Source organism: Nocardia amamiensis NBRC 102102, from assembly GCF_001612745.1.
GTDB lineage: Bacteria > Actinomycetota > Actinomycetes > Mycobacteriales > Mycobacteriaceae > Nocardia > Nocardia amamiensis.
The window spans coordinates 1-12725 of sequence record NZ_BDBA01000089.1 but is presented as its reverse complement, the minus strand read 5'-3'; the positions used below and the strand labels follow the sequence as shown (position 1 = coordinate 12725).

The 12725-nt window shown below is 67.4% G+C and carries 12 protein-coding genes; 5 read left to right on the top strand and 7 right to left on the bottom strand.

The features are described from left to right. Positions 1-98: 98 nt before the first annotated feature. The 5 genes from NA4_RS18095 to NA4_RS18080 all read right to left on the bottom strand — a co-directional run bounded on the left by NA4_RS18095 (position 99) and on the right by NA4_RS18080 (position 4681). On the bottom strand, positions 99-686 hold the full coding sequence (locus NA4_RS18095; RefSeq protein ID WP_067470983.1) for a nucleotidyl transferase AbiEii/AbiGii toxin family protein: 588 nt from the start codon (positions 684-686) through the stop codon (positions 99-101). Beyond that, entirely contained in the window at positions 683-889 is a 207-nt protein-coding gene (locus NA4_RS40485; RefSeq protein ID WP_157129105.1) for a hypothetical protein, read from the bottom strand. Before NA4_RS40485 ends, NA4_RS18095 begins: the two co-directional genes overlap by 4 nt. Positions 890-1017: 128 nt before the next feature. Further along, a complete protein-coding gene (gene ilvC / locus NA4_RS18090) occupies positions 1018-2031 on the bottom strand; it encodes a ketol-acid reductoisomerase (RefSeq protein WP_067470988.1) in 1014 nt (337 codons plus the stop codon). A 216-nt stretch (positions 2032-2247) separates the two neighbouring features. Further along, positions 2248-2751 carry an acetolactate synthase small subunit gene (gene ilvN, locus NA4_RS18085; protein ID WP_039799659.1) on the bottom strand — a complete coding sequence of 168 codons (504 nt, stop codon included), beginning with the start codon at positions 2749-2751 and terminating at the stop codon, positions 2248-2250. Positions 2752-2758: 7 nt separating this feature from the next. Further along, complete coding sequence (locus tag NA4_RS18080; RefSeq protein ID WP_067470981.1) at positions 2759-4681, bottom strand: acetolactate synthase large subunit; 1923 nt, start codon at positions 4679-4681, stop codon at positions 2759-2761. Positions 4682-5019: 338 nt separating this feature from the next. Between NA4_RS18080 and NA4_RS18075 the strand changes: the two genes are divergently transcribed. After that, the gene (locus NA4_RS18075; protein WP_245671453.1) at positions 5020-5622 is read left to right on the top strand and encodes a PH domain-containing protein; all 603 of its coding nucleotides are present in this window, start codon (positions 5020-5022) and stop codon (positions 5620-5622) included. A gap of 479 nt (positions 5623-6101) precedes the next feature. Next, complete coding sequence (gene ilvD, locus NA4_RS18065; protein ID WP_067470977.1) at positions 6102-7943, top strand: dihydroxy-acid dehydratase; 1842 nt, start codon at positions 6102-6104, stop codon at positions 7941-7943. A 210-nt stretch (positions 7944-8153) separates the two neighbouring features. Here the strand turns inward: ilvD and NA4_RS18060 are convergent, their stop codons facing one another. Beyond that, positions 8154-9095: a GbsR/MarR family transcriptional regulator gene (locus tag NA4_RS18060; protein ID WP_067470975.1), complete on the bottom strand. Its 942-nt coding sequence runs from the start codon at positions 9093-9095 to the stop codon at positions 8154-8156. Between the two features lie 179 nt (positions 9096-9274). Between NA4_RS18060 and NA4_RS18055 the strand changes: the two genes are divergently transcribed. After that, positions 9275-9535, top strand: a complete 261-nt coding sequence (locus NA4_RS18055; RefSeq protein ID WP_218022315.1) for a hypothetical protein — start codon at positions 9275-9277, stop codon at positions 9533-9535. Next, positions 9532-10908: a serine hydrolase gene (locus tag NA4_RS18050; protein WP_067470971.1), complete on the top strand. Its 1377-nt coding sequence runs from the start codon at positions 9532-9534 to the stop codon at positions 10906-10908. The genes NA4_RS18055 and NA4_RS18050 overlap by 4 nt, the downstream gene beginning before the upstream one ends. A 220-nt stretch (positions 10909-11128) precedes the next feature. Here the strand turns inward: NA4_RS18050 and NA4_RS18045 are convergent, their stop codons facing one another. Beyond that, on the bottom strand, positions 11129-11986 hold the full coding sequence (locus NA4_RS18045) for a DoxX family protein (RefSeq protein ID WP_067470969.1): 858 nt from the start codon (positions 11984-11986) through the stop codon (positions 11129-11131). Positions 11987-12105: 119 nt separating this feature from the next. Here NA4_RS18045 and NA4_RS18040 point away from each other — a divergent pair. After that, the coding region (locus NA4_RS18040) for a PQQ-dependent sugar dehydrogenase (RefSeq protein WP_174552962.1) at positions 12106-12725 on the top strand (620 nt) is incomplete at its 3' end.

The following is a 12725-nucleotide window of genomic DNA, read 5'->3' as shown; positions in this document are numbered from 1 at the left end:
GCACCCACAAGGTGCCGAGCCGTTGTCGTGCGCCGACCCCGAAGACGCCGGTGGCCCGATCCGAAACCGGATCGGCGGCTTCATCTGGGTCGGACGAGTCAACGAGTGGAGGTCACCGCTCGCAGCGACTCGAGCAGGTCACGTTCACGGTTGAAACCGCGCTGAGTGATCAAGCGGACTGCCGCTTCAGCTTCTTCGATGTCGGCCGCTGAAGCCGCCTCCAGTAGTCCGCGCAGGTCGGCAAGGTCCTGTGGACGCGAATCATCATCCCGGGCAAGCAATTTGAGCGCGATCAGATGGCCAGTGGTCGCGACGCGCAACCACAGACCGGGCACGATCTCCAGATTCTCTGCTGCTTGGACAATCTCCGGCTCGATTCCTGAACTGGCGAACAGCAGATCGACCAAGACCGGCACGCCATCCACCTGACGTCTGAGTCGGATTGTGGCCAGCCTGCCGTTGTCGTGCTCCACCGACGCGTAGAACCCGTACCCCTCGGACATGAGCCGACGAACCAAACCCTCAGCAGCGTGGTCATCTTCGACAGCCACTGCCAGGTCGATATCGTGGGTGAACCTCGGTGCGGATCGAGCGGAGACCGCGAAACCCCCGACAAGTGCCCAGCCATATCCCAGACGGACAAGATCCGTCGTGGCGCGACGGAGCGCCGCTTCGAGTTGGTTCATGCGAATCGCGATGACGGCCGACCGACCGCGTCACCGAGCGGCGCACCAGGGCGTGTGAGAAGCCATTCATTCACGGCTTCATCGATCTCGTCTTCAGTCGCCTCAGGACGGTTTCGGCGGATGCGCGTGCGCTGCATACGCACGCCGAACTCATACATCTCCATCGCGAGACGCAAGCGCTGACCTGGCGTTTCTTCCGGCACGACACCAGCCTACCGCCCTGAACTACGTACCGCGGAATGCCTGGAAGGCCCGTCCGATCTCGCGATGGACGGGCCTTCCAGGGGTTTCGAGCAAAGGTCGTTCGCCCTGCGAACGCCAGAAGTGGAACTCAGGCGGTTTCGGTGATCGGCCGGTCGACCCAGCTCATCAGGCCGCGCAGCTTGGCGCCGGTGACCTCGATCGGGTGCTCGGCGTTCTGCTTGCGCAGCGCCTCGAGCTCCTTGTTGCCGCCCTCGACATTCGCGACGAGGCGCTTGACGAAGCTGCCGTCCTGGATGTCCTTGAGGATCTCCTGCATGCGCTTCTTGGTGTCGGCGTCGATGACCCGCGGGCCGGACAGGTAGCCACCGAACTCGGCGGTGTCGGACACCGAGTAGTTCATCCGCGCGATGCCACCCTCGTACATCAGGTCGACGATCAGCTTCAGCTCGTGCAGCACCTCGAAGTAGGCCATCTCCGGCGCGTAACCGGCCTCGACCATGACCTCGAAACCGGTCTTGACCAGTTCCTCGGTGCCACCGCAGAGCACGGCCTGCTCACCGAACAGGTCGGTCTCGGTCTCTTCCTTGAAGGTGGTCTTGATGACGCCCGCGCGGGTGCCGCCGATGCCCTTGGCGTAGGACAGCGCCAGCGCCTGGCCCTCGCCCTTCGGGTCCTGCTCGACGGCGATCAGCGCCGGAACACCCTTGCCGTCGACGAACTGACGACGAACCAGGTGGCCGGGGCCCTTCGGCGCGACCATGCCGATGGTCACGTTGGCCGGGGGCTTGATCAGGCCGAAGTGGATGTTGAGGCCGTGGCCGAAGAACAGCGCGTCGCCGTCCTTCAGGTTCGGCTCGATGTCATTGGTGAAGATCGACGCCTGCGCGGTGTCGGGCGCAAGCACCATGATGACGTCGGCCCAGGCCGAAACCTCGGCCGGGGTGCCAACGGTCAGGCCCGCCTCCTCGGCCTTCGGACGCGACTTCGACCCCTCCGCGAGACCGACGCGCACCTCGACGCCCGAGTCGCGCAGGCTCAGCGAGTGCGCGTGGCCCTGGCTGCCGTAGCCGATGACAGCGACCTTGCGGCCCTGGATGATCGACAGGTCGGCGTCGTCGTCGTAGAACATCTCGACTGCCACAGTGGTTCCTTCCGAGATCATCCCCGCGCGAGGCGGGGCACACCGTGCTTGCGCCGGTGTCGATTTACAAGTTTCTGGATCGGATCACTCCCGCTTACGCGGGAGCGATCATTCCCGCATGCGCGGGGAGGGCGGCACACCAACCGTCGATCGCAGCAAGGTTAGCGTGTGGCCGTCGCAGGGCGGTCGGCCCCATCGGTGTGTGCCGCGCCGCCGTCATCGGGTGGCGGTGATGGACTTCGGTCCACGTCCCACCGCGACGACACCGGACTGCACGATCTCCCGGATGCCATACGGTTCCAGCATCCGCAGCAGCGCGTCGAGCTTGGACCGGGTTCCGGTCGCCTCGACGGTGAGCGCGTCCGGGGAGACGTCGATGACCTTGGCGCGGAAGAGCCCGACGGCCTCGATCACCTGGGTCCGCACACTCGCGTCGGCGCGGACCTTCACCAGGATCAGTTCGCGGGCCACCGAGCTGTCGGAGTCCTGCTCCACGATCTTGATGACGTTCACCAGCTTGTTGAGCTGCTTGGTGACCTGCTCGAGCGGCAGGTCCTCGACGGTGACGACGATGGTCATGCGCGAGATCTCGGGCAGCTCGGTGCCGCCGACCGCCAGCGACTCGATATTGAAGCCGCGGCGGGAGAACAGCGCAGCGACCCGCGCCAGCACGCCCGGCTTGTCCTCGACGAGAACGCTGAGGGTGTGGGTGGTACTCATCCGTGGTTCACCTTGTCTGTTCATGCGACATCGCCTCGTGGATGACTGCGGGCTCGGCGGCCTGCTCGTCTTCGTCGAACAGTGGGCGGATGCCGCGGGCGGCCATGATCTCGTCGTTACTGGTGCCCGCGGCGACCATCGGCCACACCTGGGCGTCCTTGCCGACGATGAAGTCGATCACCACGGGGCGGTCGTTGATCGACTGCGCCTCGCGGATCGCGGCCTCCACGTCCTCTTCGCGCTCGACCCGGATGCCGTGGCAGCCGAGGGCTTCGGCGAGCTTGACGAAGTCGGGGATGCGCAGCGAGTGCGTGCCCAGCTCGGTGTTGGAGTAACGCTCCTGGTAGAACAGCGTCTGCCACTGGCGGACCATGCCCAGGTTGCCGTTGTTGATCAGCGCGACCTTGATCGGCACGCCCTCGATGGCGCAGGTGGCCAGCTCCTGATTGGTCATCTGGAAGCAGCCGTCACCGTCGACTGCCCACACCTCTTTGTCCGGCGCGCCCATCTTGGCACCCATGGCGGCCGGGACGGCGTAGCCCATGGTGCCCAGACCACCGGAGTTCAGCCAGGTGCGCGGCTTCTCGTACTTGATGAACTGCGCGGCCCACATCTGGTGCTGACCGACGCCGGCGCAGTAGATCGCGTCGGGTCCGGCCAGGCGGCCCAGCGCGTCGATGACGAACTCCGGCGACAGCGACCCGTCCGCAGGCGGGGTCCAGCCCAACGGGTAGGCCTGCCGGATGCCGTCGAGGTAGGTCCACCATTCGCCGATCGGCAGCGGCAGCGCGTCGCCCGCGGCGGGGTCGGCCTTCAGCGTTTCGATGAGCTCGGCGATCACCTCGCGGCAGTCGCCGACGATCGGGACGTCGGCGTGCCGGTTCTTGCCGATCTCGGCCGGGTCGATGTCGGCGTGGATGACCTTGGCGCCGGGCGCGAAGGAATCCAGCTGACCGGTGACGCGGTCGTCGAATCGCGCGCCGAGGGTGATCAGCAGGTCGGACTTCTGCAGCGCGGCGACGGCGCCAACGGTGCCGTGCATGCCGGGCATGCCCATGTTCAACTGGTGGCTGTCGGGGAACGCGCCGCGCGCCATCAGCGTGGTGACCACCGGGATGCCGGTCAGCTCGGCCAGTTGCAGCAGCTCGGCCGAGGCTTCGGCCTTGATCACGCCGCCGCCGACATACAGCACCGGCGCCTTGGCCTCCATGATCATCCTGGCGGCCTCGCGCACCTGCTTGCCGTGCGGCTTGGTGACCGGGCGGTAGCCGGGCAGGCGCATCTCGGGCGGCCAGCTGAAGGTGGTCTGGGCCTGGAGCACGTCCTTGGGGATGTCGACCAGCACGGCGCCGGGGCGGCCGGAGGCGGCCAGGTAGAACGCCTCCGCGATGATGCGCGGGATGTCGACGCCGTCGGTGATCAGGAAGTTGTGCTTGGTGATCGGCATGGTGATGCCGGAGATGTCGGCTTCCTGGAACGCGTCCGTGCCGATCAGGCCGCGGCCGACCTGGCCGGTGATGGCCACGATCGGGACCGAGTCCATCTGGGCGTCGGCGATCGGGGTGACCAGGTTGGTGGCGCCGGGGCCGGATGTGGCCATACACACACCGACCTTGCCGGTGGCCTGCGCGTACCCGGTCGCCGCGTGGCCCGCGCCCTGCTCGTGCCGGACGAGGACGTGACGCACCTTGGTGGAGTCGAACAGCGGGTCGTAGACGGGGAGGATCGCACCGCCCGGAATGCCGAATACGGTGTCGACGCCGAGCTCCTCGAGCGAACGCACGACCGACTGAGCGCCGGTGACCCGCTCGGGCGGGACCTGGCGGCGGTTGGCCGCGGACGTCGCGTTGGCAGCGGGCGTTGCCTGCTGGTTCGCCGAAGGCGCTGGCCTCCGGGCCGAGGGCCCGGGCCGTGCGGTAGGTGCGCTCACCGTCTTCGTTCCTTACTGGTTGTCGTTTCGACCCCGGATTGTGTGCCTCATCGGTGTCTTGCGCTTCGCCATGCTGGACATTAGTCCGAACATAAAAAAGCCCCCGACAGCACAGGGCTGATCGAGGGTGGCGCGTCGCAACGCGAGCTGACGTATTCGACTCAGTTGGTCAGGCTCAACGCTGGACGCGCCGGCCGAGTACGAGCAACTCGTTTCGATTCACGCGCACGACGTTAAGCGGGTGTGAACCGAAGAGTCAAACAGATGACCTCTCGTGTCCCATTATGTGGGATAGTGCGGTTGCTTGTGTCCGTTCACCAGGATGCGAGGATGGTGGTGTGTCATCACCGCATCAGTCCGTGCCACCTTCTGAATCGTCCCATACGCCCGCCGCGACGACGGATACGGGTAGCGCCCGCAACGCCACTGTGATCCGCATCCCACGGCTGGCCTTTCTCGGCGTGTTCATCCTGCTGATGTGCGTGTTCTTCCCGTTCGTCGGCTGGCCGGCCGGGCTGTGGTGGTTGCTGCTCATCCCGGTCGTGGTGCTCGTGTGGGTGCTGCGGACGCAGACCGCGGTGTCGGACGCCGGACTGGACCTGCGGACGCTGTTCGGCTCTCGTCATCTGGACTGGGCACAGGTGAAGGGCGTGCGGATCCCGAAGCGTGGATATGTGCGGGCCGACCTGACCGACGGCACCGAGGCGAAGTTGCCCGCGGTGAGCTACGACCGGCTGCGCGATCTGGCGGCGGCGTCCAACGGGCGGATCCCGGATCCGTTCGCGGTGCCGGAGGAAACCGCCGCGGACCACGCCTCCGATGAGTCCGCGGACGGCGACGGGGAGACGCGACCCGCCGCGCCCGCCGACGACGCCTCGCGCACGAACGGTGTTCCCAAGACCGCCGAAGCCGAAGACACAGACGGCAAGAACACGCAGTAGCTCCGCCTCTTCGACGCCGCAGGGTCCCGGCCGCCGCGATCCACCTTTGTGCGACATCGATCGGAGACGCGTTCGCAGGCGACGAGGACTACGACGCGACCTCGCCGCCACGGTAGGGAACCTCCATCGGCGCGACGCGACCGCCTCCGGCGAACCGTGAGGTGCTGTGACACACGCCGCGATCCGACCGGCTTCAGTAGCATGTTGCGGCCAAGTGATGGGATGATTTCGCCGGGAGCACCGATCCCCTACACGCCCATCACTCTCGACGGTCCGGCACCTCCGGCAACACCGTCAGCGTCGACCACACCACTGGCGGCGACGAACCGAACACGCCGAGACCGAAACACACGGACTGACACCCCGCACCGGCCATGACCGACATGTCGGCGCACCCAGCGGCGGGAGTAACGTAAAGCCGCCGCCGAGCGAGCTCTGCGCCGTCGCACGTCAGCCCCCGCGACCCGAGGACCATCGAAATGCCACCGCTTCGTTCACGAACCACGACCATCGGCCGCAATGCCGCAGGCGCCCGCGCACTCTGGCGCGCCACCGGCATGACCGACACCGACTTCGGCAAGCCGATCGTCGCCATCGCGAACTCCTACACCCAGTTCGTGCCCGGGCACGTGCATCTGAAGAATGTCGGCGAGATCGTGGCCGACGCGGTGCGCGCCGCCGGTGGCGTGCCGCGCGAATTCCACACCATCGCCGTGGACGACGGCATCGCCATGGGACACGGCGGCATGCTCTACTCGCTGCCCTCGCGCGAGATCATCGCCGACTCGGTCGAGTACATGGTCAACGCGCACACCGCCGACGCGCTGGTCTGCATCTCCAACTGCGACAAGATCACCCCGGGCATGCTGAATGCCGCCATGCGGCTGAACATTCCGGCCGTGTTCGTCTCCGGCGGACCCATGGAGGCGGGCAAGGCCGTGGTCGTCGGCGGCGTCGCGCAGGCGCCGACCGACCTGATCACCGCGATCTCCGCGAGCGCGAATCAGGCCGTGTCGGAAGAGGGTTTGGCCGAGGTCGAGCGGTCCGCGTGCCCGACCTGCGGCTCGTGCTCGGGCATGTTCACCGCCAACTCGATGAACTGCCTGACCGAGGCGCTCGGTCTCGCGCTGCCCGGCAACGGCTCCACCCTCGCGACGCACGCCGCGCGCCGGGCCCTGTTCGAGAAGGCGGGCACGGTGGTGGTGGACATCGCCAACCGCTGGTACCGCGAGGACGACGCGTCCGTGCTGCCGCGGAACGTGGCCGACGCCAAGGCCTTCCGCAATGCGATGGCGCTGGATGTGGCGATGGGCGGCTCGACCAACACCGTGCTGCACACGCTGGCCGCGGCGCAGGAGGGTGAGATCGACTTCGATCTGCACACCATCGAGGAGACCAGCCGGCGGGTGCCCACACTGTCGAAGGTGTCGCCCAACTCCGACTACCACATGGAGGACGTGCACCGCGCCGGCGGCATCCCCGCCATCCTGGGCGAGCTGCGCCGCGCCGGTCTGCTGGAGACCGATGTCACCACGGTGCACACCAAGAGCTTCGACGAGTGGCTCGACACCTGGGACATCCGCTCCGGCAAGGCATCCCAGGAGGCCATCGAACTCTTCCACGCGGCGCCGGGTGGTGTGCGCACCACCGAGCCGTTCTCCACCGAGAACCGCTGGTCGTCCCTGGACACCGATGCCGAGGGAGGCTGCATCCGCGATCTGGAGCACGCCTACACCAAGGAAGGCGGCCTGGTCGTGCTGCGCGGCAACATCGCGCCCAACGGCGCGGTGCTGAAGACCGCGGGCATCGACGAGGAGCTGTTCTCCTTCCAGGGTCCCGCCGTGGTGGTGGAGTCGCAGGAGGAGGCCGTGTCGGTCATCCTGGGCAAGAAGATCAAGCCGGGCGACGTCATCGTGGTCCGCTACGAGGGCCCCGCCGGTGGCCCCGGCATGCAGGAGATGCTGCACCCCACGGCCTTCCTGAAGGGCTCGGGGCTAGGCAAGCAGTGCGCGCTGATCACCGACGGCCGGTTCTCCGGCGGCACCTCAGGTCTGTCGATCGGGCACATCTCTCCCGAGGCGGCCAGCGGCGGAGTCATCGGCCTGGTCGAGAACGGCGACCAGATCCGCATCGACGTCGCCACCCGCACCCTCGAGGTGCTCGTCGACGACGCCGTGCTCGCCGAGCGCCGCGCAAAAATGGACGCCTCCGAGCGTCCGTGGCAGCCGGTCAACCGCGATCGTCCGGTCACGACCGCTCTGCGTGCGTACGCCGCGATGGCTACGTCGGCCGACAAGGGCGCCGTGCGCCACGTGCCGTAGCCGTCGCCCCTGCGGCGCAGGGCGGTCTCGTATCGGCCTGCGCCGCATCGGCGGCCGTCACCGAGCGGCGCTGTTCAGTCGACCGGGCCACTGCCGTTGACCAGCGGTACATCTACCGCGGGCGGATTCGGGCTTATGTCCGTTCTGCGGGGCGAGCGGCGCGCGATGTTGTCGGCTGGTCGCGCTTCCGGCGCTGCCGCAGTCTCATGATCACAAAGTCCGGTTCTGGATGCATATCTGGAGTCCTTCACGTTGCGCCGGGCTGAGGCGGTCCGGTCTTGTGGTGAAGGTGTATGTCTCGGGACCGATGACCCGCAAGGCGAGGGGATCGGCGATCGCCGGTTGACGTTCGATCGCGTCCAAGGCGGCGGTGGCGCGGCCCCTGGGCCAATCGAGCGCGGCGGCAAGCGCGCCCAGGGTGAGCGGTCGACCGGTGTGCACGAGCGCGGCGATTACGGTCAACGCATCGTGCACGACGGTCTCGCCGAGGCCGCCGCCACTCATCTGCTCGCTGAGCCGGGCGAAGAACTGGCCCATCTTGCCGAGCCTGGCGCCGGCGGTGGTGTCGGCGCCGAAGATCTCGATGCCCCGCTGTGCGGCGGTCGCGATCTCCCCGTGCGCGCTGGTGTCGGCTTGCCACGCGCGGAGCCAGACGTCGTCGTCGATGACATATCGCTCGCGGCGACCACCGGGATCCGGGTGGCGCACAACCAGTTCCATGGCTTCGAGGTAGGCGATGGACTTGGATACCGATGCCGGGCTGACCTGTAACCGGCGCACCAGGTCGGCTGAGGTCAGGCCGTCGGCGTCCGCGGTGAGCAGGCAGACGAACACCCGGGCGGTCATCCGGGGCAGGCCGGTCGCGGCCAGTAGGGTCGCGAACTGGTCCACGAAACCGCGCACCATCTCGGTCGATTGCCCGCCGGTCACGGGGCCGGGCCGGGCCGGTTTGCGTCGGCGGGCACGGTGGCCGGCGGCCTGCTGCGCGTCGTCGGCCAGATAGGCGCCGGATGCGCAATTGCGTGCGACCTCGCGACTGATCGTGGACGTCGGTCGGCCGAGCCGTCGGCCGATCTCGGCGTACCCGAGCCCGTCGGCCAGCCACGCCGCGATCTGCCGACGGTCCTCGTGGGTCAGCCTGCCTCCTGGCACCGGCGTACCTCCTCCCATTGCGTTCATCCACAGTACATTGCAATGCCCTGCAATAGGATGTTGCATTCACTCGCAATATCGTTGCAACGATTGCCGGTTAACTGCGATTTTCCACCTGAAGTTCGTTGACGAATTTTGAAATGCAACGTAGCTTTCGTTCATCCGAAAAGGAGAAAACATTGATGCATGTGATGGCCGTATCGACCGTCTCGAACGAAGGCAAGTTCTGGGGTGGCTTGAAGAAGGCACACGCCGCGCTCCCCAAGGGAGCCAAGTGGAAGCTGGCGGTGGCCAGCAAGGACGGAGACAAAGCGGTGAACATCATCACCCACGACTCCATCGATGGCGTTCGGGATTTCTTCGAAGCGCACGCCGGGGCCTACGCCACAACGGAGTACTTCGAAGCGGACGCCGCGAACGCGGTCGGTCTCCCGCGATGAGCATCGATCTGCCGCGGATCCAGGCCCGGGTCGCCGACCTGCTGGCGGAGTACGGAATCCCGAGCGCCGCGATCGGCGTGCTCCACGACGGTGCGATCGCCGAGCTCGCGGTCGGCGTCAAGAACGTGGAAACGCGGGAACCCGCGACCACGGACACCGTCTACCAGTGCGGCTCCATGACCAAGACGTGGACCGCGCTGGCGTTCCTGCAGCTCGTCGACGAGGGAAAGGTCGATCTGGACGAGCCGGTGCGGACCTACCTGCCCGGTTTCGAGGTGGCCGATCCCGAAGCAAGCGCCAAGGTCACCCCACGCCACCTGCTATGCCACACCAACGGCATCGAAGAGGCTTTCGGCGATCCCGGCGAAGACGACGACGTCTACGAGCGCATGATCGAGAACATCGCCGACGCGCCCCAGGTCTTCCCGCTGGGTCACACCCACGGTTACAGCGCGGCGCTCGGCTACGCGATCCTCGCCCGGATCCTGGAGGTGCACGACGGCAAACGCTGGGACGACGTCATGCGGGATCGGCTCTTCGACCCCTTGGGCCTGACCAGCACGAGCAGCTGGCGCGAGCAGGTGGACGAAACCCGTGTCGCGACCGGGCATCTCATCCGGACCCTGGACGAGGGCCCCATCGTCACACCGGTGGACTACCTGCCGCGTGTGTTCGGCCCCGGCGGCAACATCACCTCGACGACGCGGGAAGTGCTCGCGCTGGCGCACGTCATCCTCACCGGCGGCTCGGCGCCGAGCGGACAGCGCATCGTCTCGGCCGAAAGCATTCGGGAGATGACGCTGTCGCGAGTGCCTGTACCGGATCCGTACATGTTCGGGCCGGAATGGGCGCTCGGCCTCATCGCGTGTAACTGGTACGGCGAAACCGTCTACGCGGCCGACGGCAGCACGATCGGCCAGAACGCTCGGCTGCGGCTACTACCCGGCTCGAACACGGCCATCGCGATGCTGACGAACGGAGGACCTCGGGAAAGCTTCTACCGCACGGTGTTCAACGAGATACTGACCGAGCTCGGCACGGTCACCATCCCGGGCCTGCCCGCACCGGACCCGACTCTGAATCTCGATCTTTCCAGGTACGAAGGCGTCTACGAGCGCCCCGGCGCACGGTACGAGGTATCAGCCGAACGCGGGCAGCTGTACCTGACATTGGTCCTCGACCCGATGCAGGCGGAGTTCCTCCAGAAGCCGGACCGCATCAGATATGAGCTGCTCCCGGTGAGCGCGACGCATTTCCTGATGCCGCCCTCGGATGCACTGGAAGACACCCAGACGGTCGCGATCTATGACTTCACGAACGGCAGCGCTGGATACCTCCACACCAACTGCCGGGTGAACCCGCGAGTAGCGTGACCGCGACGTCACGCGTCAACACAACGGTGCCCTCCCGTCCTGATGTGGGCCACCGTTTCCGGCGCACCACCTCAGTTCCGTGCGGATCGAGCGGGAACTGACGCCGTAGGCACACCGAGTGTCTGCCGGGCGCCAGTTCTCGATCAGGGTCTCGTTGGACAGTAGGGGCGACGAACCTCCGTGTAGTGGAGAGCACCACCGGGTTCGGTGCCGACCGGCGTCAGTCGAACGGGCCTATCCCGGTGAACGGGTTGCCACCGTGCAGGTACCAGTAGGTGCCGACCGCGGCGGCGATGGCGAGGAGGAGGACAGTGAAGGACCCCATGTGGGGCCGGGTGGCCCAGCCTCGCTTGACGTCGAAGGAATAGCGGCCCGGGCCGGTCAGGATGATGGCGGTGGCCGCACCGGCGAGGATGCTCTCCAATTCGACCGCGCCTGGTCCTGCCTTGTACTGGAAGCCCGGGGCCATCCCCTGCTTCCAGGCCCAGGCGTCCAGGATGACCGCGAGCACCGCGCCCGCCGCCAACGGGGTGGCCAGGCCGAGGATCAGCAGCGTGCCGCCGCCGACTTCGCCCGCGGTGACCAGGATGGTGGACAGCGTGGGATGGTCCCAGCCGCCGCGCTCCATCATCTCGCGGGTGCCGTCCAGGCCGGGGCCGTGGAACCAGCCGGTGAGCTTCTGCAACCCGTGGTAGAGGAACGTGCCGCCGACGACCAAGCGCAGCAGCAGCAAGCCGAGATCGAGTGTGCCGCGGCGGTTCTCGGCGGCGCGGCGGCGGCGCAGCGGGCCGGTGTCGGACGGCGGGGCCGCCGCGGGCGGGATGCTCGCGTAATCGTAAGTGGGCACGGCCTTGGTCTCCGCCGTGGACGGGACCTCCGGGTCGAGCCCGAGTTCGTCGTCGGTCCGGGGGACGTCCTTGCCCAGCCGTGGGCGCCCGGACCGATCCACCCGACCGAACTGCTCGGTGGGCGAGTCGAACGGGCTGCTCACTCCTCGACCGGTGGACGACACCGCCGTGGACGGCGCTGAGTCCGCCACTCTCGGGGGTTCGGGTGTGTCTTTCGTCTTGTCGGTCACGGCCCTACCCTAAGCCGCACCGCGCTATCGCGTGCGAGTAAGCGGCACGGCGTGTCAGTCTGCGCGCAACACCCACCCGGAGGCGGCGCGCGCGACGGTATTTCCGTAACGTCTGAGCTATGAGTTTGGTTGTCGTTGGCCGCGTCGCGGCGAGCCTGGCGCTCGGTGCCGCGCTGCTGGCCGGTTGCGCCCGGTTCGATGATTCGGCGTCCAGTCCGTTCACCCCGGAGCCGAGCCTGCGCGGAGCCAACATCGACCCGAAGAAGCCGAACCAGCCGCCCACCTCGACCACCCGGCCCAGCGGGCCCTGCATCGATCCGGACCCGGCGGTGGTCGCGACCTGCCTGGACACGACCGGCGGGCTGGTCACGCTCGGCGACGGCGCACTGGTCGCCGAGCGCCGGACCGGACGGATTCTCAAGGTGGCCCCGGAGCAGCAGCCGGTCGAGATCGCGCGGCTGGACGTGGACGGCTCCACCGACGGCGGTTTGAGCGATCTCGCGCTGTCCCCGACCTACCGCGAAGACGGCCTGATGTACGCCTACATCACCACCTCCAGTGACAACCGGGTGGTCCGCATCGCCGAAGGCGGCGCGCCGAAGGACATCCTCACCGGAATTCCCAAGGGCTCCAGTGGAAATCGCGGCGCGATCGATTTCGCCTCCCCCGATCAGATGCTGGTGTTGACCGGCGACGCGGGCAATCCCGCCGCGGCGGCCTCCGCCGGCTCGCTCGCCGG

What these genes read in the sequence shown, in the direction of transcription:
- NA4_RS18095 (WP_067470983.1), bottom strand. Translation starts at nt 686, where the DNA reads ATGAACCAACTCGAAGCGGCGCTCCGTCGCGCCACGACGGATCTTGTC.
- ilvD (WP_067470977.1), top strand. Translation starts at nt 6,102, where the DNA reads ATGCCACCGCTTCGTTCACGAACCACGACCATCGGCCGCAATGCCGCA.
- NA4_RS18050 (WP_067470971.1), top strand. Translation starts at nt 9,532, where the DNA reads ATGAGCATCGATCTGCCGCGGATCCAGGCCCGGGTCGCCGACCTGCTG.
- ilvN (WP_039799659.1), bottom strand. Translation starts at nt 2,751, where the DNA reads ATGAGTACCACCCACACCCTCAGCGTTCTCGTCGAGGACAAGCCGGGC.